A 21,863-nucleotide genomic window follows, 5' to 3' on the forward strand; every position below is an offset into this window, starting at 1 on the left:
ACACTGCAATCCAACTGAGTGGCCCGAGGGAGACGCGTTGAAAAAATCTTCATGCGGAGCGAAATCATCCTGAACCGCCCCCCCAACAAAAAACCCCGCTCCTTCTCTCAAAGGGCGGGGTTTTTCTTTTCGGCATCCGACGCTTAAGGCGCGTACGTCACCAGCAACTCGGTCGGCACTTTGAAGTCCAGGGACATCGCCACGCTCAACGCGGTAATGGTGAAGATCGAGAACACGAACAGCTTGCGTGCCCAGACCGTGTCATCCACTGCCTTGTAGCCGGTCCAGGCCATGTACAGCCAATACATGCCCATGGCCGCGGCGACGGCGAGGTAGCTCATGCCGGCGTAGCCGCTGAAGGTCAGCATCAAGGTCGCCACGAGGAAGGCCAGGATGTAGATAAGGATGTGCTTCTTGGCCACTTGAATCCCGCGCTTCACTGGCAGCACCGGAATCGATGCGGCCAGGTAATCGTTGAAGCGGAAGATCGCGATGGCGTAGGAATGCGGCATCTGCCACAGGCTGAACATCACCAGCAGGGTCAGCGCGGCCATGTCGAAGCTGTTGCTCACCGCGACGTAGCCGATCACCGGCGGCATGGCGCCCGACAGGCTGCCCACGAGCGTGCCGTGAACCGACTTGCGCTTGAGGTACAGGCTGTAGAAGCCGACGTAGATGACAAAACCGATCACCGCGAACAGCGCGGCCAACGGGTTGGCCACCGTGTACAGCAACGCCACGCCAGCGATACCCAGGACGGTCGCATAGGCCAGGGCCAGTTTCAGGGAGATGAGGCCCTGGACCAGCACCCGGTTCTTGGTGCGCTCCATCTTCAGGTCGATGTCGCGATCGATGCAGTTGTTGAACACGCAACCGGAGGCGACCACCAGGGACGTGCCGATCATGGCGGCCAGGAAGATGGCCAGATCGACATGCCCTTTGGAGGCCAGGAAGAATCCGCCTGCCACAGAAAGCACGTTACCGAAAATGATCCCCGGTTTGGTGATTTGGATAAAGTGCTTAAAGGACATCCGGACTTACCTCACTTCGCCATCATGAACGTGTGGATGCTGAACATGATCCAGATCGACAGGCCAACCAGCAGCAGGATCACGATGGCCGTAAAGACGAACGCAATCACGTTGTTACGCTGAGCCACAGAACGATCCAGGTGCAGGAAGTAATACAGGTGAACAATCACCTGGATCACTGCGAACAGCAGGATAATTGCCAGCGTCGTGGCCTTCGGCAGGCTCGGGTACATCACCAGGCCGAACGGGATGACGGTCAGGATCACCGACAGGATGAAGCCGATGGCGTACGACTTTACGCTGCCGTGGCCAGCATCATGGCTGTCATGGGAGTGTGCATTAGCCATTACAGAGTCCCCATCAGGTAAACAACGGTGAAGACGCAGATCCAGACCACGTCCAGGAAGTGCCAGAACAGGCTCAGGCAGCTCAGGCGGGTCTTGTTGGTCGACGTCAGGCCATGTTTGTTGACCTGGTACATCATGATGCCCATCCAGATCAGACCTGCGGATACGTGCAGACCGTGGGTACCGACCAGGGTGAAGAACGCCGACAGGAAGCCGGAACGGCTAGGACCGAAGCCCTCGGAGATCAGCAAGTGGAACTCGTTGATCTCCATGGCGATGAAGCCGGCACCGAGCAGGAAGGTCATGAACAGCCAACCCAGAACCTGCTGCTTCTTGCCTTTGTACAACGCCAGCATGGCGAAGCCGTAAGTGATCGAACTGAACAGCAGCAGAGCGGTTTCGCCCAGCACGTATGGCAGCTCGAAGATGTCGTGGCCCGACGGGCCACCCGCTACGTTGTTAACCAGTACCGCGTACACCGCGAAGATCGACGCAAACAGAATGCAGTCGGTCATCAGGTAGAGCCAGAAACCGTATACGGTCATCTCGCCCGAGTCGTGGTGGTGGTCATCGTGCCCGTGGTCATGACCATGGGCGTGTCCAGCATTGGTCACTAAGTTCGACATGGTTTAAGCCTGTTCCAACGAGGTTTCAACACGGGTGGCGGTGGCTGGGACTTTCCCGGCCGCTACCAGACGCTTGTGCTGCTCGGCTTCGATGCGCTCGATCACGTCGACCGGCACCATATAGCCTTGATCATCACGGGCCGCGTGGATCACGAAATAGATCACGGTGCCGGCCAGGCTAGCGATTGCCAGCCACCAGATGTGCCAGATCATCGCGAAACCGAACACGGTCAACAGAGCACCCATGACCAGACCGGTCGCGGTGTTGTTCGGCATGTGGATCGGTTGGTACCTGGCCGGAGCCTTGTACGCGGTACCGTTTTCCTTGGCTTCGGTGAACGGGTCGATCACGTCGGCTTTCGGCAGCACGGCGAAGTTGTAGAACGGAGGTGGCGACGAGGTCGACCATTCCAGGGTATGGGCATTCCACGGGTCGCCGTGTTCGCACATGTTCTCTGGCTTCTTGCGGTCACGCACACTCACGTAGAGCTGGATCAGCTGGCAAGCGATACCCACGGCGATCATCAACGCACCGAACATGGCAACGTACAGGTACGGTACCCACTCAGGGTTGGTGGTGGCGTTCAGACGACGGGTCATGCCCATGAAGCCCAGTGCATAGAGCGGCATGAAGGCGACGAAGAAGCCCGAGATCCAGAACCAGAACGCTGCTTTACCCCAACCTTCGTGCAGCTTGAAGCCGAACGCTTTCGGGAAGTAGAAGCCGAAGCCTGCGATGTAACCGAATACCGCGCCGCCGATGATCACGTTGTGGAAGTGCGCGATCACGAACAGGCTGTTGTGCAGAACGAAGTCAGCACCTGGAATGGCCAGCAATACGCCGGTCATGCCGCCGATGGCGAAGGTCACCATGAAGCCCAGGGTCCAGAGAACCTGGCTGGTGAAGCGCAGACGGCCCTGGTAGATGGTGAACAGCCAGTTGAACAGTTTCACACCCGTCGGGATGGAAATCAGCATCGTCGCCAGACCGAAGAAGGCGTTGACGCTGGCACCCGAACCCATGGTGAAGAAGTGGTGCAGCCACACCATGAAGCCCAGGACCGAGATCGCACCCGATGCGTAGATCATCGAGTGGTGGCCGAACAGTTTCTTGCCCGAGAAGGTCGAGATGACTTCGGAGAAGATACCGAACGCCGGCAGAATCAGGATGTAAACCTCGGGGTGACCCCAAGCCCAGAACAGGTTGACGTACATCATCGGATTACCACCAAGTTCATTGGTGAAAATGTGGAAATCCATGTAACGGTCAAGCGTCAGCAAAGCCAGGGTAGCGGTCAGGATCGGGAACGAAGCCACGATCAGGACGTTTGCCCAGGTGCAGGTCCAGGTGAAGATCGGCATGTCCATCAGTTTCATGCCAGGGGTACGCATTTTCAGCACGGTGGCCAGGAAGTTGACCCCCGTCAGCGTTGTCCCCAGACCCGATAGCTGTAGCGCCCAGATGTAGTAGTCCATCCCCACGCCAGGACTGTATTGCAGGCCCGACAGCGGCGGATAGGCAACCCAACCGGTCTTGGCGAATTCGCCGACGCCCAGGGACAGGTTGATCAGCACCACGCCGGAAACCAGCAGCCAGAAGCTCAGGGAGTTCAGGAACGGATAGGCAACGTCACGCGCGCCGATCTGCAGCGGCACTGCAAGGTTCATCAGGCCGGTGAAGAATGGCATCGCCATGAAGATGATCATGATCACACCGTGAGCGGTGAAGATCTGGTCATAGTGTTCAGGTGGCAGGTAGCCAGGCGAACCTTCGGTGGCCATGGCCAACTGGGTACGCATCATGATGGCGTCGGCAAAGCCGCGCAGCAGCATGACCATGGCGACGATGATGTACATCACGCCGATTTTCTTGTGGTCGACCGACGTCAGCCACTCGGTCCACAGGTAGGTCCACTTCTTGAAGTAGGTGATTGCAGCGAACAGTGCCACACCGCCGAGCGCGATCATGGCGATGGTCACCATCACGATCGGCTCGTGGAACGGGACCGCTTCCCAACTTAATTTACCAAACATCGTTTACTCCTCTGCCCCGGCAGCTGAATGCGAGTTGTCCGTAGCGGCCACTTCTTTCTCTTTCTTCTCGTGCTTGACCTTAGGACCCGGTTTCATGCCTTCGTACTTGTCGACGATGGTCTGGAACAGGTTCGGCGTAACCGAGGAGTAGAGCTCGACTGGGTTGTTCTGGCTCTGCTTGGAAAGGGCTGCGTATTCAGCTTGTTCAAGCTGTTTAGGTGCCTTTTTGACTTCACTTACCCAGGCGTCGAATTCTTCCTGGGTCGTTGCGATCGCTTTGAATTTCATACCGGTGAAACCGGCACCGCTGTAGTTGGCGGAGATACCGTCCATTTCAGCGTTCTCGTTGGCGATCAGGTGCAGCTTGGTCTGCATGCCCGCCATCGCGTAGATCTGGCCGCCCAGGGCCGGGATGAAGAACGAGTTCATCACAGCGTCCGAAGTGATCCGGAAATTGATCGGCGTGTGCGCCGGGAACACGATCTTGTTGACCGTGGCAATGCCTTGTTCCGGGTAGATGAACAGCCACTTCCAGTCCAGCGCGACCACTTCGATGGTCACAGGCTTGACGTCGGATTCCAGCGGACGGTATGGGTCCAGGGCGTGGGTCGACTTGTAGGTGATGTAACCCAGGGCAATGATGATCAGCACCGGAACAGTCCACACCGCGATCTCGATCTTGGTGGAGTGGTTCCATTTCGGCGTGTAGGTCGCGCTGGTGTTGGAGGCGCGGTATTTCCAGGCGAACAGGAAGGTCATGATGATGACCGGAATCACGACCAACAGCATCAGCAGCGTTGCGGTGATGATCAGGTTTCGCTCATCCAGGCCAACCTGGCCCTTGGGATTGAGCAAGGTCATGTTGCAGCCTGACAGCAACAACGTGCCGATCAGCGGCAATAAGCCTAGTAGTCTGGGGTACCTGTTTTTACTCATCTCACGACCTCTAAAGCAGCTTGCGCAATGCAGTTGGGTTTTGATCGCCAACACTTCACCCTGCCAAGGGTTGGCATTTTTCTTGGATTGAATAAGGGCTGCCCGTCGAGCGTCAGACGCGTTTCGACAAATCCTGGGTCAGCGTTGAGTTCTTATTCGAATTCGTGGTCAAAGGCCTTGTTACAGACCAATTCCATTTGGTGCGGATAGTTGGAGGCACCGACACCTGGGAGTCGCATGAAGCCGCCCGGCCTCTCGACACCCTGTTCCTGCTCAAGCACCTGTGGGTGTGAGCAGCGCCGGGAATTCAGTGCGGGCGATTGTAGTTATGTAGCGTTTTTTAAACCATGTCTCATCCCGAAATAATTTATATCCCGAGCCGCAACAATCCTTCGCGGAACTCGTAAAAGTCGCGCATGTTATCGAAATTGATTCTCAACAAAAACACCAAAAATAGTAGGTCTACCACCGGCAATTCAGACAGTATCGTGGGCTCGACAGCCTGTCAGGATCCTGCCCAAGCCCCCATATCGCGGGGGCTCTGGCAAATCGCCAGCCCCTGTTAAAACTGCCTGCTGTAGCCTGATGAAGGTAAAACAACCTGTTTGAAAAACAGGCCAATTTCGTTGCGTGGTCGAGTACCAATCCGGCGCCTTGAAAGCCGGTACGACACTCAAGATGTGACAACATGTCGCACACTTGTCACACCCTTCGTTGCCGCACATCACGGCCTTTTTACCTTCTCTCTGAAAATGCAAAAACGCCCCGGTCCTCTGTTCAAGGACCGGGGCGTTTTTCATTCGCGCCGGCGTTGTCGCCGATGACCTCAGCGCAGTGCTTTGCGGTTACGCACGGTGAGCAGCGGAACCAACACCACCACCAGCACGAAGGCGACCAACGCCCACTGCGCCAGCGACAAACCGAGGATCGGCGGGTATGGCGTAGAGCAGAAGCCGTCGACCTGGAAGCCCAGCGGGAAGATCTTCGCCAGCGGCAAACCATCGACAATCGGCTGCAACACATCGACGCCGCAACTCACGGCCGGATAGAACTGCGTGTAGACGTGATGCCCTGCCACACCGACACCGGCCAGCGCGCAGATCACCACCAGGGTTTCAAACACCGTGATGCTGCGACGACTGTGCATGGCCGCACCGACAAAGGCGAAGATCGCGATCAACAGCAAGGCATAACGTTGCAGGATACACAGCGGGCAAGGCGCCTCGCCCAGCACGATTTGCATGTACAGCGCACCGCCGATCAGCGCCAGGCAGATGATGCCCAGCAATACCAGATAGCGCCGTTCACGCCCCAACCGCATTGTTTCCTCGCTCATCGCGTTTCCCTTAAAAATATCAATTGCCGCCAGTCTACACGCTGAGTTTGCTCTTGGAGAGCCCGGCGCATAGTGGGGGATGTCGGGGGGAATAGACGATAAGCGGGTTAAGAAGGGATTAACTTTTATTTGTTTTTCACCCCACGACCGAGGTGAAGCAATCGCGGGCAAGCCACGCTCCCACAGGACTCGCGTCGATCCGAATTAATGAGAACGACACAAAACCTGTGGGAGCGTGGCTTGCCCGCGAAGAAAGCGACGCGGTGAGTCTGACTCACCGCGCCCCACCATTTACTCCAACGCCGAAGCCGGGCCGAAGAACTCGTATCGGCTCTGCTTCTCCGGCACACCCAGCGCCTTGAGGTGACGCTTGATCGCCGCCATGAAGCCCTTCGGCCCCAGGAAGTAAGCGTCCACATCGCGCTCTGCGGGCAACCACTCACCCAATTGCTCCTGATTCAACAACCCGACCTTGTCGGCCGCCGGGCTGACACCGTCGTCTTCGGCGTAGCAGTAGAAACGCTTGAGTTGCGGGTGACGCGCGGCCAAACCGTCGATCCAGTCGCGGAAAGCGTGAACGCTGCCGTTGCGGGCGCAGTGGATGAAGTGCACCGGACGCTCGGTTTCCAGCGCTGCTTCAAGCATCGCCAGGGTCGGGGTGATACCGACACCACCGCTGATCAGCACCAGCGGTTTGTCGCTGGCGGTCAGGGTGAACTCGCCCGATGGCGGGAACAGCTGGATGCTTGAACCCACGTGCAATTGATCGTGCAGGTGGTTGGAGGCGCGACCGCCGGCTTCACGCTTGACGCTGATGCGGTACTGGCCTTTGTTCGCCAGGGCCGACAGCGAGTAGTTACGACGAATCTCTTCGCCATCAAGGATCAGTTTCATGCCGATGTACTGGCCCGGCTCAGCCGCCAGAATCAAGCCTTTGTCCACCGGTTCGAAGTAGAACGAGGTGATTTCCGCACTTTCCTCGACCTTGGCCGCCACGATGAATTCCCGCGCCCCGCGCCAGCCGCCCGGTGCCTGTTCTTTCTGGTCGTAGATGCTGGTTTCGGCACCGATCAGGATGTCCGCCAGTTGACCGTAAGCCGCACCCCACGCCGCGATCACTTCCGGCGTGGCGATTTCTTCGCCCAAGACTTCAGCAATCGCGCGCAGCAGGCAGGTGCCGACAATCGGGTAATGCTCCGGCAGAATCTGCAGGGCCACGTGCTTGTTGATGATCTTGGCCACCAGGTCGCCCAACTGGTCGAGCTGGTCGATGTGGCGCGCATACATCAGTACGCCGTTGGCCAAGGCGCGTGGCTGGTCACCGGTGGCCTGGTGGGCCTGGTTGAACAGTGGACGAACTTCCGGGTACTCGGACAGCATCATCCGGTAGAAATGCGTGATCAGGGCTTCACCACCGCTTTCCAGCAGAGGCACAGTGGATTTGACGATGGCACGGTCTTGGACGCTAAGCATAAAGTGACTCCTGAGCAACGAGGGTTTCTTAACTGTTGCCCTATGCTTATCAGGTTTCGTGCCAACAATAATTTCAATACAAATCAATAACTTAACAATACGATAGTCATATCGACACATTTTGACTTATAGTCACACCGACTACATGGAGTCACTATGACTGCAAAATCCCTGCTTACCGCCCTGTTGCCACTGGTCTCGGACCTGTCCCGCGAACTCCCCGAAGGCGAGCGCTATAGGCGCCTGCTCGAAGCCATGCGCGCCCTGCTGCCCTGCGATGCCGCAGCCCTGCTGCGCCTCGATGGCGAATGGCTGGTGCCGCTGGCCGTTGACGGGCTGAGTACCGACACCCTCGGCCGACGCTTCAAGGTCAGCGAACACCCGCGCTTCGAAGCATTGCTCAGCAGCCACGGCCCGACCCGCTTCGCTGCCGACAGCGTCATGCCTGACCCTTATGATGGCCTGGTCGATGGGCTCGATGATCATCTGGAAGTCCATGACTGCATGGGCTGTCCGTTATTTATCGACGAGCGGCCATGGGGCCTGTTGACCCTCGACGCCCTCAATCCGGAGCAGTTTGAACCGATCGAACTGGACGCCCTGGAAGCCTTCGCCAGCCTCGCCGCCGCCACGGTCAATGCCGCCGAGCGCATCGAACGCCTGAACAATCGCGTCGAAGATGAACACCAGCGCGCCGAGGTGTACCGTCAGGCCAGCGGTCAGCAGAACCGTGAAATGATCGGCCAGAGCAAGGCGCATAAACGCCTGGTGGAAGAAATCAATCTGGTGGGCGGCAGCGACCTGACCGTGCTGATCACCGGAGAAACCGGGGTCGGCAAGGAGCTGGTGGCCCAGGCCATCCACGCCGCCTCGCCCCGGGCCGACAAGCCGATCATCAGCCTCAACTGCGCCGCGTTGCCCGACACACTGGTGGAGAGCGAATTGTTCGGCCACGTGCGCGGCGCCTTTACCGGGGCGATGAACGATCGGCGCGGCAAGTTCGAACTGGCCAATGGCGGCACGCTGTTTCTCGATGAAGTCGGCGAACTGTCGCTGACAGTTCAGGCCAAATTGCTGCGAGTGCTGCAAAGCGGTCAGCTGCAGCGCCTGGGTTCAGACAAGGAACATCAGGTCGATGTGCGGCTGATCGCGGCGACCAACCGCGACCTGGCCGAAGAAGTGCGCAGCGGTCGCTATCGTGCCGACTTCTACCATCGCCTCAGCGTTTACCCATTGCTCGTACCGGCCCTGCGTGATCGTGGCCGCGACGTGCTGCTGCTCAGCGGTTACTTCCTGGAGCAAAACCGCTCGCGCATGGGCCTCAACAGCCTGCGCCTGAACAGCGACGCCCAGGTGGCTTTGCTCGCCTATGACTGGCCGGGCAACGTGCGGGAACTGGAACACTTGATCGGCCGTAGCGCCTTGAAAGCCTTGGGTAACTGCAAGGAACGACCGAAAATTCTCAGCTTGAGTGCTGCCGATCTGGACCTGCCCAGCGGCAGTGTTGAAATCACCGCCGAGCAACCGGCCGCGGCCACTGCGGCGTTGGTGACCGGAGATTTGCGCGAGGCCACCGAAAATTATCAGCGCCAGTTGATCGGCGCGTGCCTGGAACGGCACAACAACAATTGGGCCAGTGCGGCGCGGGAGTTAGGGCTGGACCGGGCGAATCTTGGGCGGATGGCTAAAAGGTTAGGCATGAAGTGAGGGCCTGCTCGCGAAGGCGGTCTACCCTTCACCTGATTTTCTAAAGCCTGCCCCCAACAAGTCGATAACCCGGCATTGATAGCTGTTGGCGATCTTCGCGGTCGTCTGTCACCTTTTTCCTCAGAAGGTACTTATGTCCTCCACCAAAGGCCGTGCGGATTCACTTTCGCTTCTGCTGTTCACCTTGCGCAGTGGCAAGTTGATGGCGATCAACCTGCTCAAAGTCAGTGAAATCATCCCCTGCCCGCCGCTCACCAAGCTGCCGGAGTCGCACCCCCACGTAAAAGGCATCGCCACCTTGCGCGGCGCCTCGTTGTCGGTGATCGACCTCAGCCGCGCCATCGGCGAACGCCCGCTGGAAGATCCGAACGGTGGCTGCCTGATCGTCACCGACGTCAGCCGTTCCAAGCAGGGCTTGCACGTTCAAGCCGTCAGCAAAATCGTCCATTGCCTGACCACCGACATCCGTCCACCGCCCTTTGGCTCTGGTGGCGTGCGCTCGTACATTACCGGGGTGACCTCGGTGGATGGCACGCTGGTGCAGGTGCTGGACATCGAAAAAGTCATCCACGGTATTGCCCCGGTGCAGATCGAAATGGCACCCACCGAACTCAGCATGGAGGACGCCGAAGTGCTGGGCAACGCGCGGATCCTGGTGGTCGATGACAGCCAGGTGGCCTTGCAACAATCGGTGCATACCCTGCGCAATCTCGGCCTGCAATGCCACACGGCGCGCAGTGCCAAGGAAGCCATCGATTGCTTGCTGGACCTGCAAGGCACCGCCCAGCAGATCAACCTGATTGTCTCCGACATCGAAATGTCCGAGATGGATGGCTACGCCTTCACCCGCACCCTGCGCGAAACCCCGGACTTCGCGCATCTCTATGTGCTGCTGCACACCTCGCTGGACAGCGCGATGAACAGCGAAAAGGCGCGTTTGGCCGGCGCGAACGCGGTGCTGACCAAGTTCTCTTCACCGGAACTGACCAAATGCCTGATCGAAGCGGCCAAGGCTGTGGCCGAACAAGGTCATTGAGTCTTGGCCGGGGCCCCAGAAGAAACGTGGTGCTGGCTGATGCGGCGCGACCTCGCCGAGGCTGTGCCGGACATCGCCTGGCCAACCGGCATTCAATTGACCCAATACCGCACCGAACTCGCCGCAGCCGTGCACCACTTGATGGAGCTTGGGTATCGCGACGGCGGCGGTCGCGTACCCGCGTTGACACTGTGGCAACGGCAGTTTGAGACTGATCCTGAATACGATCCTTCCCTGTGTTTCATTGCCCTTGATGTCAACGGCATAGTCGCGGTGTGCCAGTGCTGGACCAGTGCCTATATCAAGAATCTGGTGGTGCATCCGCGGGTTCGACGGCAAGGCCTGGGGCGCGCGTTACTGCTGCATGCATTCAAAGTATTTCAGCAGCGCCGGGAAGGCTTTGTGGATTTGAAGGTGTTGGAGGACAACCTGCGGGCTCGGCGGTTGTATGACAGTGTCGGGATGTATGCGGTCCGCCGGGAACCTGTGCCAGTCTGACCCACCGCCATCGCGGGCGAGCCCGCTCCCACAAGGACGATGCAATCCGTAGGAGCGAGGCTTGCCCGCGAAGGCGTCTTCACTCCACACATAAAACCATCAGGCATACTCCAACCTTGGCCATTGCACATCCAAGGATTCCTGATCTATGAAAGCCGCCACCCTGACCCTCCTCTGCCTCACCGCCCTGACCACCCAGGCCCACGCCTCCAGCCCCGATGCCTGGGCCGCCTACGACAAAACCGTACTCGCCAGTTGCACCAAGGCCAGTGGCCTGAAGAATGCCCAACCCGTCGGCAGTGCCGCGCAGTTCGATGACCGTGTCGGCTACACCGCCCTCCTGCTGCAAGGTCAGTACCCGCAAAAACACATGAAAGGCGCGCAAGGCACCGAGTTGTGCCTCTACAACAAAAAAAGCAAAACCGCGTACCTCACCGAGTGGGACTCGGTCCGCCCTGCTGCCAAGGCGCAGTGAGTGGCGCATAACTTGCTTCGACAGCGGCCTTCGCGGCGACATTCTGTCGCCGTTTCATGCCCTCGAATGCGACTGACTGCTCAATGAATACGACGTTTTCCTGCGTAGGCTGTGGCAAGTGCTGTAATGACCACCATGTCTCCCTGACCCTGCCAGAAGCCCGGATGTGGGCAACTGACGGCGGGCAAGTGATCGTGCTTGTAGAAGGATTCCTGAGCAACGGCCTGGGTCTGCCACCACAGCAACGTGAACACGCCGAACGCCGCTCTGCGCTCATCCGCAGTGCCGACGCAGAAGCCTTCGTCGCCATCACGTTTGCCGCGTACAACGTGGGTGCCTGCCGGAATCTTGACGAAGACAATCTCTGCAGGATCTACGAACGCCGACCGCTGGTGTGCCGTATCTACCCGATGGAGATCAATCCGCACATTCCTCTGAACATCGCCCTGAAGGAATGTCCGACTGAGTCATGGGAAAAAGGACCTGATCTGATTGTTGGCGGTGAACTGGTCGACCGGGAGTTGTCGGATTTGATCCAGCGTTCACGTCAGGCGGATCGCGATGACATTCTGATGAAGGACGCGATTTGCGCGTTGCTGGGGATTCGGACCACGGCGTTGAAAGGTGATGGTTTTACCGCCTACCTGCCGGATATGAACGAGTTCACCACGATCATCGATGAGCTGGACGGGCAGACATTGCCGCAGTGGGACAGCGAGTGGCAGTTCCATGTTTCGAGTGAGGATATTGCCGGGCAGGTAGTGGCGGCGGGTGCGCAGGTGGTGACGGATGAGCCGGGAAATTATGCGTTTATTTCGTTGCGGGCGGCTTGAACCAAGGATCTGTGTTGATTGTGCCGTCCCCTTCGCGAGCAGGCTCGCGAAGGGGACAGATCAGGCACCACAGAAACAAAAACTCAGCGCTTGCCCATCGACCGCCGAGTCCCCGGCGGGGCCATACCCGGTGTTTTGGTGTGGCCGTTTTTGGCGCCGTTCTTGTACCAGGGCTGGTTGGAGCCTTTGGCGGCTGCCAGTTCACCCGGTTTGAACGGGAACTTGAACGCCGGGATCGCGGCGTTTGTTTCGCCATCAGTGCTGGACTCGACGCTGTCTGGCAGCTTTGCCTGCTCGTCGCTCAGGGCGTCGGCGACCGGCGGTTGTTTCGGGGAATTCATGAACGCTCCGGGTGATGCGTAATGTGTCGGGCCCAGTCAGCGAGCCGCGAAAGGCGGCAGTATAGCTGAGGGGCAGCTGCAAGCTACAGGCTGCAAGCTTCAAGTTAAAAGCAAAGAGAGCGGCTTTTAAGCTTGCAGCTTGCCGCTTGGAGCTAGTAGCTTGCTAAGCAATCTCCTCCGCCCGACGAGCCTGCACCCATGAAAAAAACCGTCCTCGCCTTCAGTCGTGTCACGCCTGAAATGGTCGAACGCCTGCAACAAGACTTCGACGTCATTGTGCCGAATCCGAAAAACGGCGACATCAATGCCCAGTTCAACGAAGCCCTGCCCCATGCCCACGGCTTGATCGGCGTCGGCCGCAAACTCGGTCGTGCGCAGCTTGAGAACGCTGCCAAACTGGAAGTGGTGTCGAGCGTCTCGGTGGGCTACGACAACTATGACCTCGCGTACTTCAACGAACGCGGGATCATGCTGACCAACACGCCCGACGTACTTACCGAAAGCACCGCCGACCTGGCCTTCGCCCTGTTGATGAGCAGTGCCCGGCGCGTGGCCGAACTCGATGCCTGGACCAAGGCCGGGCAATGGCAAGCTACCGTAGGTGCGCCGCTGTTCGGTTGCGATGTACACGGCAAGACCCTGGGCATCGTCGGCATGGGCAACATCGGTGCGGCCATCGCCCGCCGGGGTCGCCTGGGTTTCAACATGCCGATCATCTACAGCGGCAACAGCCGCAAGACCGAACTGGAACAGGAACTCGGTGCACAATTGCGTAGCCTGGATCAACTGCTGGCCGAAGCTGACTTCGTGTGCCTGGTAGTACCACTCAGCGAGAAGACCAGACACCTGATCAGCCATCGCGAACTGGCGCTGATGAAGCCGAACGCCATCCTGGTAAACATCTCGCGCGGCCCGGTCGTGGATGAGCCGGCACTGATCGAAGCGCTGCAAAACAACCGGATTCGCGGTGCCGGGCTGGATGTTTACGAAAAAGAACCACTGGCCGAGTCGCCACTGTTCCAGCTGAAAAACGCCGTGACCTTGCCGCACATCGGCTCGGCCACCCATGAAACCCGCGAAGCGATGGCCAACCGTGCCCTGAGCAACTTGCGCAGCGCCTTGCTGGGCGAACGTCCGCAGGATCTGGTCAATCCGCAGGTCTGGAAGGGTTGATTGAAGCGCGGCACGTCTTGTTCGACGTGCCGCTTGCATACCCCTTGGCAATATCCATCAGCCCCCAAAGTATCAAGCCCCGAATAACTTTGTTTAAACTTCAACAAAGACATAACTTGCAACTCAGTCTTCGGCTGGCTTACAAAAAACGCCTATAAACTCCGACAAACAAAAGCACCGATCGTGCATTCGGAGAGTATCTGCATGAATAACTTCACCACCGCCGGTGTCATCAGGCGGAGCAAAGTGTTGATTGTCTTGATGGCGGCACTGTTCGGACTCATGACACTCGCCAACAACTTCACCGACTACGCAGCGTACTCCGACTACATCGGGCGAATACTCAGCATGAGCGAAACAGTTGGCAATGACTCCCGACGTTACCGAGCCGTCACTTCCACGATCTTCCATCACCGTTTTTACTGGGCGATCATTACGCTCGAGACCATATTTACTTTCAGCTTCCTGGTCGGAACTTATCAACTGTATAGAAAACTCTCTGCACCACGCCGTGAATTCCACGAAGCCAAAAAGTTCGCCATCATTGGTTTCAGCACCGCACTTTTCGTTTACCAGACGCTATACGTGATCATACTTAATGAGTGGTTCGACATGGAGTACTCCGCGCAACGCAATGCCTTTGAGTGGGCAAGAACCAACATTGAATACATGTTCCTCGGCCTGATATATCTGCTGGTGGCGAAGGATAATTGAATAGTTACTTTCTCAGGCCAACTTGCTCGCCACGGGACTCACACTTGGCCGGGGTTTGCGGAATACCAACACGTTACCCAACATAACCATCACCAACCCCACCAGCGCCGGTGCGGTCCACTGGTAGCCTTCGGCAAATGCCGAGACATTCAGCGCCACCACCGGGAACAGCACGGTGCAATAGGCGGCACGCTCCGGTCCCATGCGGCCGACCAGCGTCAGGTAAGCGGTGAAACCGATCACCGAGCCTGGAATCACCAGGTACAGCAGCGAACCGATGTAGCGGGTATTCCATTCCATGTCGAACGGTACGCCTTTGACCAGGCACCACACCGACAGCATTGCCGCACCGTAGGCCATCCCCCAGGCGTTGGTCGTCAACGGCTTGAGCCCGGCCTTCTGTTGCAGGCTCGAGAGCATGTTGCCCGCCGAGAAGCACAAGGTGCCGCACAGGGCCAGGCCCAGGCCGAGCAAGGTTTGCGGGCTGGCCGTATGGCCGACCAGTTCCGGCCAGAACAACAGGCCAAGGCCGAACAAGCCCAGCGCGCCGCCCATCAGCACATTGCGGGCGATTTTCTGACCGAAGAACACCCGCGCATTGAGGGCGTTCCACAGGGTCGCCGTGGAAAACACCACGGCTACCAGACCGCTGGGAATCCACTGGCTGGCAGTCAGGAAGCACATGAAGTTGACGCAAAACAGGCACACCCCCTGCGCCAGGCAGATCAGATGCCCACGGCGGTTCATCACTTGCAGCTTTCGGCTGAGCAGCAACATTGCGAACAGCACCAGCGCCGCGAGGCCGAAGCGATAGACGATCGACACGGGAATCGCCACCACGCCCAGTTGCCATTTCAGGGCAATCCAGGTGGTGCCCCAGATCAGCACAGTCAACAGGTACAAAGATAGGTTCATGGTAAAGGCTCCTCGATAGGTGCCCAGTGTCCTGCGCCGCGCCTTGGCGCACTTGCATAAACTTGCGCTTTTGTCGTGCTGCGGGCTGGCAGGCGAATGTCTACGGAGTAGGATGCAAGGCGTTGGAGAGAACTGATCATGTCCGCACTGGAAACCCTGCAAGTCTTTCAAGCCCTCAACCGCTCGCCCAATGCTCGCCTCGAGTACAGCGCCGAGCTCGGTGACGGCCTGTCCGCAGCCTTGTGGAACAACCATCACGATGCCCAGGACTACGAAGCGCCGAGCCACCACACGCTGTCGTGCTACATCGCCGGTGGCACCGGCACCTTCCGACGCGACCAGCCCGGCACCAAGGGTGGTCCGGACAAACTGTGCATACTGCCGGCCGATCATCAGTCCGGCTGGGTGATCAACGGTGATATTCGACTGGCACACCTGTATTTCAGCCCCGAACAATTTGCCCTGGGCTGCGTCACCCTGCTCGATCGCGAACCTCGCGAATTGCAGTTGCGCGAACAAACCTTTCTGGATGATCCGCAGCAGGCGCGGCGCTTTCGACAGTTGATCAGCCTCAACTGGGACGAACCGGGTGAACGCCTGCTCACCAGCAGCCTGGCCCACGAGATGCTCAGCCATGCCCTGCTCAGCCAGGTCAGCACGCGCCCGGGCTTGCGCCTCAAGGGAGGTCTGGCGGCGCATCAACGACGGTTGCTGGTGGAGTACATCGACGGCCACTTGTCCGAAGCCATCAGCCTGGGACAACTGGCGGCGTTGTGTGCACTGTCGGAATACCACTTCGCGCGGATGTTCCGCGAGAGCTTCGGCTTGCCGCCGCATCAGTACGTACTGGCGCGTCGGTTGAATCGGGCGCGGGAGTTGCTGCGTTCGACATCGCAGCCATTGGGGGACATTGCGCTGGCTTGCGGGTTTGCCAGTGCCAGTCACTTTACCAATCGGTTTCGGCAAAGCGTGGGTGGGACGCCGGGGGAGTATCGGCAGGCGTTTTTGCGTTAGCCCCAAGTTTTTCGGCGCCTTTAAGGCCGCCATCGCTGGCAAGCCAGCTCCCACCATTGGATCGCGCAAACCCTGTGGGAGCTGGCTTGCCAGCGATGAACGATGACGCGGTTGCAGATCAGAACTCCAACGTGCTCGACAAGATCACCTGCCGCGAATCCCCCATCGATACAAAGAACCGACTCGCCGCCGAGGTGTAGTAAGTGCGGTCGAACAGGTTTTTCACGTTGAGCTGAAACTTGACCTTCTGCCCGTCCAGCTGAGTGTCGTAGGTGGCGAACGCATCAGCGACGGTGTAGCTCGGCAGCTCGAAATCGTTCACGGCGTTCCCCGCCCGCTCCCCGACGTAACGCGCTCCCGCGCCGACCCGCAGCTGATCGCCGCCAATGATCCTGCCGAAGTCATACACCGCCGACAGCGAGCCGCTGTTCTTCGCCACGTTTTGCAGTTTTTTGCCTTTGTAGTCCGGATCCTCGGTCACTTCGGCGTCGGTGTAGGCGTAGCTGCCGATCATGCTCCAGCGGTCGCTGAGCTGGCCGCTCAAATCCACTTCCAGACCACGGGAGCGCACTTCACCGGCAGCGCTGTAAATCGTCACCGGGCCTTCGGAGTTGGCGATCAGCACGTTGCGCTTCTTGATGTCGAACAGTGCGATGTTGCCCGTCACGCGTCCCGGCAGATCAAGCTTGGCGCCGATTTCCCAAGACTTGGCCTCTTCCGGCGCGACACTGCCGTCGAGCACGACGGTGCTGCCACTCAAGGGTGCGATGGTCGAGTTGGGTTTGAACGATTCGGTGTAGCTGCCGTAGAACGACAATGCGTCGGTGTAGCGATACACCAGACCCGCGCGCGGCACCCACTTCTGGCCGTTGCTGTCAGTGTTGGCATGGAACGGCACGCCTTTGCCGGCGTACTGGTCGTACTCCTGGAAACGACCACCGGCCACCAGAATCCATTGGTCGGTGAGGTGGATCGAGTCCTGCAAAAACGCTGAATTGCTGCGCAGCAAATCGGTCTGGGCACTGTCGGCCGGGCTGACGGTGGTGCCTTCGACTTCACGGCCATACACCGGATTGAGGTAGCTGAAGGTGGTCAGGCTCTTCTGGCGGATCAGGTCTTCGCGGTAGATCTTGCGGTACTCGTCATCGATGCCGAACACCAGGTCATGACGCATGCCCAGAACGTCGACGTTGCCCTCGACACTCGCCGTGGTAAACCGGTCGGTACTGATCGCGTTTTGCGTGCCGTCCATGCTGCGGGTCAGCGTGCCCTTCTTGGTGTCGATGGCGGTCACGCGCACCTGGCTGGCGTCGTAGGTTTCGCGGTTCCAGCTGTAGCCGAAGTGGGCTTTCCAGTTGTCGTTGAGTTCGTGATCGGCTTCGAAGTGGTAGAGGTCCGAGCGCCCTTCCATGTTGTTGAAGGGTTCGTCGAGCCGCCGATCACGGGAAATGTCCAGCGGGTGATTGTCACGCGGATCGATCACCGTGCCACGGTCGAACGGGGTCAGGAACTCACGGTGTTCGTAGGCGAACAACAGCTGGGTACTCTCGCCGAACCAGGCCAGCGACGGTGCAACCAGCGTCTCGCGATGCACGCCGTAGTTGCGCCAGTAATCTTCGTCTTCGTGATCCAGCACCATGCGATAGGCCAGCCCTGAAGTACCCAATGCACCGGTGCTGTCGAAGGTGCCGCCGCTGCCGTTCTTGCCTTCGCCATAGGTCGAGCCACGCAGGGTCAAGGCGTTGTACTGCTCAAGCTCAGGCTTTTTGCTGACCATGTTCACCACGCCGCCGGGGTCCTGAATCCCGTAGAGCAGCGAGGCCGGCCCCTTGAGTACTTCGACCCGGTCCACCGTGGCGTTCATGCCACGGCCCTGAACGATCGGCATGCCGTCGCGCATGATCGACCCGTTGCGGTTGTCGCCAAAACCGCGGGTCATCACCGAATCCTGGGTGCTGCCCAGCGTGTTGCCCTGGGTGATGCCGCTGACGTTGGCCAGGGCGTCATCCAGATTGCGCGGCGCCTGGTCGCGAATGACCTGGGCCGCAACCACGTTGACGGTCTGCGGAATGTCCTGAAGCGGGGCCGAGGTGCGCATCACCGAACTGGTGGGCGGTGGCTGGTAACTCGTGGATTGATCCATCACTGAGGTAATGGTGGTCGCGCCGAGGTTCAAGGCGCCTTCGGTGGGGAGCGGTTCCAGCGCCATGGTGTGACTATCGGTACGCCGGAAGGTGAAGCCCGAACCGCCGAGCAATCGCTGCAGTGCCTGTTCGGCGCTCATCTGGCCGTTCACGGCCGGCGCGTTGAGACCGTAGGGCGCTTCATCGGTGTAGATGACGCTGATGCCCGTCACCCGGCTGAAATCGCTCAAGGCCTGGGGCAGCGGTTTGGCGGCCATAGAAAAGCTGAACTGTGTGCGTTGTTGGGCGCTGGTATCCGCGGCCATCGCCACGCTCAGCGGCAGCAACGCCATCGCCGAAAAGCTCAACGCCGAAACATTCAAAGCAGAAACACTCAACCATCGTTTGACCGAACCCGATTTTGCCCTGGACTTCATGACTCTTGACCTGTGTAGAACCGCAGCGGATGCGAATGACTCGCAGTTTCAGTCACTACACGGATGGCGTTCGGTTTCACCTCAGCAGAAAGTTGAAAATATTTTTGTTCAGAAATATGTGGTGCTTGATCTGGTCCCTTCGCGAGCAGGCCAGTCGCTTCAACGCAAAATAATCAGATGCCCCAAAACCTGATGCTGCTCAAACCCCAACACCCCCTGCAACGAACTCAACACCGCCTGCGGATTCTTGCTCGGAAAGCTGCCACTGACCCGACGCTTGGCCAGTTCATCGTTGAGCAACACAATCCGCCCCGGGTAATACCGCCCCAGGTCCTGCACCACCTCGGCCAACGTCGCCTTGTAGTAGTTGAGCCAACCCTGGCGCCAGGCCAACTGCGCTTCACTGTCCACCGCGTGCAGCGGTTGCGCCGTACCCTCGCCATAAGCCACTTGCTGGCCGGCGATGAGGATTTGTTGCGCGGCGTCTTTATCCGCCGTCACTGCGACGCGACCGGACAACACCGTGACCTGCGCGCCCCGGGGTTGCAGGCGCACCTCGAACTGCGTGCCGAGTACCCGCGCCTGACCTTTTTCGGCGTCGACCACAAACGGCTCACCGGTGTGGGTCACGCTGAAGAAACCGGCACCGCGACGCACCTGCACATGCCGTTCACCGCCGCTGAAATCCACGGCGATGGCACTGTCGGCGTCCAGGGTGACTTGCGATTGATCGGCCAGGGTGACGGTGCGGATTTCCCCCGGCGCCGAGACATAATCGGCGCCCAGATCATCGAGCCAGCGCGTCGGTTGCCAACCGGTGCCCAGGCTGATCATCAACAACAAACAAGCGGCCATCGCCAGGGCACCGGACCAGCGCCGAACGCTGTGGCGACGCGAGTGATTCATGGCGTTGAGGTAACGCTGCAACGCCAATGCGTCTTCATCGGCCAGGGTGCGCGCCGGCACTTCGCTCAACTCCCACAGCACTTGCGCACGGGCGTAGGCCTCGGCATGGGCCGGGTCAGCCTTCAACCACTGGCTGAAGGTGGCTTGATCACCACTGCTCGGCTGGTCATGCAACAGGCTCAGCCAGGTCAGTGCGGCCTGCTCCTGAGCGGGCGTCGGGGTGACGCTTTGTAAACTGTTCACGATGCTTTCCCTGGCGTACGCGGTTCCGGTTCCCGCAGGCTGGCCTTGCAGGCTTCGAGCGCGCGCATCATATGTTTTTCCACGGCACTTTGGGACAGATCCATGGCCTTGGCGATTTCGGCGTACTTGCGGCCATGGATGCGGTTAAGCAAAAAGATCTGCCGCGTACGCTCGGGCAATGCGCGCAACGCTGCTTCGACATGCCGCAAATCGTTGCCCGCTTCCAGTGCCGCTTGCGGCTCGCTGCCGACGCTGTCCGACGGTTCCGTCATCAAGCCTTCGCTGGCCCGGGCTCGCGTGCCTTCGCTACGCAAATGGTCGATGGCAATGTTGCCGGCGCAGCGCAACAGGTAAGTGCTGAGTTCCTCGACCTGTACCAGCGGCCGGCGCCAGAAACGCAGGAACAAGTCCTGCACCAGGTCCGCGGCGGTCGCCCGGCAACCGACGCGGCGACTCACCAGCGCTTCCATTTGCGAACGTTGCGAGAGAAACACCTGAAGAAAATGCGCACGGTCGCCACGTGGTTGATCGCGATCTCTTTCAGCGGGTTCAGGAGGATGACTGATCATGGATTCAATACGGCGCAACGGCAGCAATCGGGCTGGCCAGCAGGCCCAATCCGGCCAGGAACAACGCCAGGCGCGGGCGATACGGCATCAGCATCACCAGCAGCAAGGCACTGAGCATCAACACTGCGAACCACTCCACCAGACCCAGCGCCCAACCGGTCGTCGACACCGCTGCCCACAACGACACGGCCAGCAGCAACCCTCCCGCCCACTTCATCCGTCGACGCACGGACAGCGACGATTTGCGCCCCAGCAACTCGGCATGGTGACGGTCCATGGACAAACACAGCGCGGTAAAACCGCCGTAACAGAGCAAGCAGGCCAGCAACATTCAGTTGGCCCCCTGTTCAACGGCGATCGGTTGCGCCTGTTGCCGGCCGGTGACTGAAACCCGACCGGCGCGCTGCATTTTCCACGCCGCCCACCCAAGGAACAGACCGCTGCCCAGGCACGCCAGATCGAAACCGGCCATGGCCCAATCGCCCTGCACCAGCGTGACGCCGAGGTGATACGGCGTGGTCATTAGGTTGAGCAACGGCACCGCACCGAGCAGCAACGCCCCCAGCGCCAATTGCTCCATCCACGCCGCACGCCCTCGGCGGAGGATGGCGTGCAACAGGCTCAGGCCCCAGACGATGAAGAAGGCGTTGACCTCCCAATCCGCACGCCCGGCCATGTCCACCGGTATCAGGCGGTTGGCCCAGAAGAAAGCCGCCACCGCAACAACGAGTCCCGACATGCTGGCGATGTTCAGCACTTCCACCAGCCGCAACTCGAAGGGCATCACGCCACTTTTGGCATGCTTGAGTTGACGCTTGCCGAGCCAGATCACCAGCCCGGTGCCGATCATCGCCGTACTTGCCAACCCGCAGATAAAGTACAACCAGCGCAATACCGGGCTGGCGAAATGGCCCATGTGCAAGCCATAGAAACTGCCGGCGATGGCCATCGGCAATGATTGCGCCGGTGTTGCGGCGAGCAATTGCCCGGTTACGCCATTGAATGTCACAGCGCTGCCAAAGTCGTGAACCACACGGTCGGCCCCATCGCGCGCCAGCACCACCGAGGCGTTCGCATCGCCCGGATTGTTCACCGT

23 protein-coding genes are annotated in these 21,863 nt (G+C 59.3%); 9 read left to right on the forward strand and 14 right to left on the reverse strand.

Annotated elements, in window-relative coordinates; translation table 11 throughout:
- Positions 1–143: 143 nt before the first annotated feature.
- The 7 genes from cyoE to hmpA all read right to left on the reverse strand — a co-directional run bounded on the left by cyoE (position 144) and on the right by hmpA (position 7,783).
- Positions 144–1,031, reverse strand: coding sequence for a heme o synthase (cyoE, locus tag FFS64_RS07695; RefSeq protein ID WP_137804861.1), 888 nt, complete (start codon positions 1,029–1,031; stop codon positions 144–146).
- Positions 1,032–1,042: 11 nt separating this feature from the next.
- Positions 1,043–1,378 (reverse strand): cytochrome o ubiquinol oxidase subunit IV, encoded by a 336-nt coding sequence (cyoD, locus tag FFS64_RS07700; protein WP_095193827.1) that lies wholly within the window; start codon positions 1,376–1,378, stop codon positions 1,043–1,045.
- Positions 1,378–2,004 (reverse strand): cytochrome o ubiquinol oxidase subunit III, encoded by a 627-nt coding sequence (locus tag FFS64_RS07705; RefSeq protein ID WP_095193828.1) that lies wholly within the window; start codon positions 2,002–2,004, stop codon positions 1,378–1,380. Before FFS64_RS07705 ends, cyoD begins: the two co-directional genes overlap by 1 nt.
- A 3-nt stretch (positions 2,005–2,007) precedes the next feature.
- Entirely contained in the window at positions 2,008–4,038 is a 2,031-nt protein-coding gene (gene cyoB / locus FFS64_RS07710) for a cytochrome o ubiquinol oxidase subunit I (protein WP_137804862.1), read from the reverse strand.
- Positions 4,039–4,041: 3 nt separating this feature from the next.
- The gene (gene cyoA / locus FFS64_RS07715; RefSeq protein ID WP_137804863.1) at positions 4,042–4,974 is read right to left on the reverse strand and encodes a ubiquinol oxidase subunit II; all 933 of its coding nucleotides are present in this window, start codon (positions 4,972–4,974) and stop codon (positions 4,042–4,044) included.
- Between the two features lie 826 nt (positions 4,975–5,800).
- The gene (locus tag FFS64_RS07725) at positions 5,801–6,310 is read right to left on the reverse strand and encodes a disulfide bond formation protein B (RefSeq protein WP_095193831.1); all 510 of its coding nucleotides are present in this window, start codon (positions 6,308–6,310) and stop codon (positions 5,801–5,803) included.
- A gap of 291 nt (positions 6,311–6,601) precedes the next feature.
- The gene (gene hmpA, locus FFS64_RS07730; protein ID WP_137804864.1) at positions 6,602–7,783 is read right to left on the reverse strand and encodes an NO-inducible flavohemoprotein; all 1,182 of its coding nucleotides are present in this window, start codon (positions 7,781–7,783) and stop codon (positions 6,602–6,604) included.
- Positions 7,784–7,939: 156 nt separating this feature from the next.
- Between hmpA and norR the strand changes: the two genes are divergently transcribed.
- From norR to FFS64_RS07755, 5 genes are all read left to right on the forward strand, one after another.
- Positions 7,940–9,490 (forward strand): nitric oxide reductase transcriptional regulator NorR, encoded by a 1,551-nt coding sequence (gene norR / locus FFS64_RS07735; RefSeq protein WP_137804865.1) that lies wholly within the window; start codon positions 7,940–7,942, stop codon positions 9,488–9,490.
- A 133-nt stretch (positions 9,491–9,623) separates the two neighbouring features.
- Positions 9,624–10,526: a chemotaxis protein CheV gene (locus FFS64_RS07740; RefSeq protein WP_137804866.1), complete on the forward strand. Its 903-nt coding sequence runs from the start codon at positions 9,624–9,626 to the stop codon at positions 10,524–10,526.
- 39 nt (positions 10,527–10,565) lie between these two features.
- The gene (locus tag FFS64_RS07745; RefSeq protein ID WP_137804867.1) at positions 10,566–11,024 is read left to right on the forward strand and encodes a GNAT family N-acetyltransferase; all 459 of its coding nucleotides are present in this window, start codon (positions 10,566–10,568) and stop codon (positions 11,022–11,024) included.
- Between the two features lie 148 nt (positions 11,025–11,172).
- A complete protein-coding gene (locus tag FFS64_RS07750) occupies positions 11,173–11,499 on the forward strand; it encodes a hypothetical protein (RefSeq protein ID WP_137804868.1) in 327 nt (108 codons plus the stop codon).
- 83 nt (positions 11,500–11,582) lie between these two features.
- Entirely contained in the window at positions 11,583–12,332 is a 750-nt protein-coding gene (locus tag FFS64_RS07755; RefSeq protein WP_137804869.1) for a YkgJ family cysteine cluster protein, read from the forward strand.
- An 83-nt stretch (positions 12,333–12,415) separates the two neighbouring features.
- Here the strand turns inward: FFS64_RS07755 and FFS64_RS07760 are convergent, their stop codons facing one another.
- The gene (locus FFS64_RS07760; protein WP_137804870.1) at positions 12,416–12,673 is read right to left on the reverse strand and encodes a hypothetical protein; all 258 of its coding nucleotides are present in this window, start codon (positions 12,671–12,673) and stop codon (positions 12,416–12,418) included.
- Between the two features lie 198 nt (positions 12,674–12,871).
- Between FFS64_RS07760 and FFS64_RS07765 the strand changes: the two genes are divergently transcribed.
- Positions 12,872–13,846: a D-glycerate dehydrogenase gene (locus tag FFS64_RS07765; protein WP_095193839.1), complete on the forward strand. Its 975-nt coding sequence runs from the start codon at positions 12,872–12,874 to the stop codon at positions 13,844–13,846.
- Between the two features lie 204 nt (positions 13,847–14,050).
- Positions 14,051–14,560, forward strand: a complete 510-nt coding sequence (locus FFS64_RS07770; protein ID WP_137804871.1) for a DUF2165 family protein — start codon at positions 14,051–14,053, stop codon at positions 14,558–14,560.
- 12 nt (positions 14,561–14,572) lie between these two features.
- Here the strand turns inward: FFS64_RS07770 and FFS64_RS07775 are convergent, their stop codons facing one another.
- Positions 14,573–15,475 (reverse strand): DMT family transporter, encoded by a 903-nt coding sequence (locus tag FFS64_RS07775; protein WP_137804872.1) that lies wholly within the window; start codon positions 15,473–15,475, stop codon positions 14,573–14,575.
- A 138-nt stretch (positions 15,476–15,613) separates the two neighbouring features.
- Here FFS64_RS07775 and FFS64_RS07780 point away from each other — a divergent pair, with 138 nt between their 5' ends.
- Positions 15,614–16,489 carry a helix-turn-helix domain-containing protein gene (locus FFS64_RS07780; RefSeq protein ID WP_137804873.1) on the forward strand — a complete coding sequence of 292 codons (876 nt, stop codon included), beginning with the start codon at positions 15,614–15,616 and terminating at the stop codon, positions 16,487–16,489.
- Positions 16,490–16,607: 118 nt separating this feature from the next.
- Here the strand turns inward: FFS64_RS07780 and FFS64_RS07785 are convergent, their stop codons facing one another.
- The gene (locus tag FFS64_RS07785) at positions 16,608–18,965 is read right to left on the reverse strand and encodes a TonB-dependent receptor (RefSeq protein ID WP_256660419.1); all 2,358 of its coding nucleotides are present in this window, start codon (positions 18,963–18,965) and stop codon (positions 16,608–16,610) included.
- Here FFS64_RS07785 and FFS64_RS31635 point away from each other — a divergent pair.
- Complete coding sequence (locus FFS64_RS31635; protein WP_256660420.1) at positions 18,880–19,242, forward strand: hypothetical protein; 363 nt, start codon at positions 18,880–18,882, stop codon at positions 19,240–19,242. The genes FFS64_RS07785 and FFS64_RS31635 overlap by 86 nt on opposite strands.
- On the opposite strand, the gene FFS64_RS07790 is transcribed toward FFS64_RS31635, so the two are convergent.
- The 4 genes from FFS64_RS07790 to FFS64_RS07805 form a co-directional block, all read right to left on the reverse strand.
- A complete protein-coding gene (locus FFS64_RS07790) occupies positions 19,209–20,198 on the reverse strand; it encodes a FecR family protein (protein ID WP_137804875.1) in 990 nt (329 codons plus the stop codon). The two genes, FFS64_RS31635 and FFS64_RS07790, sit on opposite strands and share 34 nt — an antisense overlap.
- On the reverse strand, positions 20,195–20,767 hold the full coding sequence (locus FFS64_RS07795; RefSeq protein ID WP_137804876.1) for an RNA polymerase sigma factor: 573 nt from the start codon (positions 20,765–20,767) through the stop codon (positions 20,195–20,197). The genes FFS64_RS07790 and FFS64_RS07795 overlap by 4 nt, the downstream gene beginning before the upstream one ends.
- 4 nt (positions 20,768–20,771) lie before the next feature.
- Positions 20,772–21,098 carry a DUF3325 domain-containing protein gene (locus tag FFS64_RS07800; protein WP_137804877.1) on the reverse strand — a complete coding sequence of 109 codons (327 nt, stop codon included), beginning with the start codon at positions 21,096–21,098 and terminating at the stop codon, positions 20,772–20,774.
- The coding region (locus FFS64_RS07805; RefSeq protein ID WP_137804878.1) for a PepSY-associated TM helix domain-containing protein at positions 21,099–21,863 on the reverse strand (765 nt) is incomplete at its 5' end.

Source organism: Pseudomonas sp. G(2018) (genome assembly GCF_005502415.1).
GTDB lineage: Bacteria > Pseudomonadota > Gammaproteobacteria > Pseudomonadales > Pseudomonadaceae > Aquipseudomonas.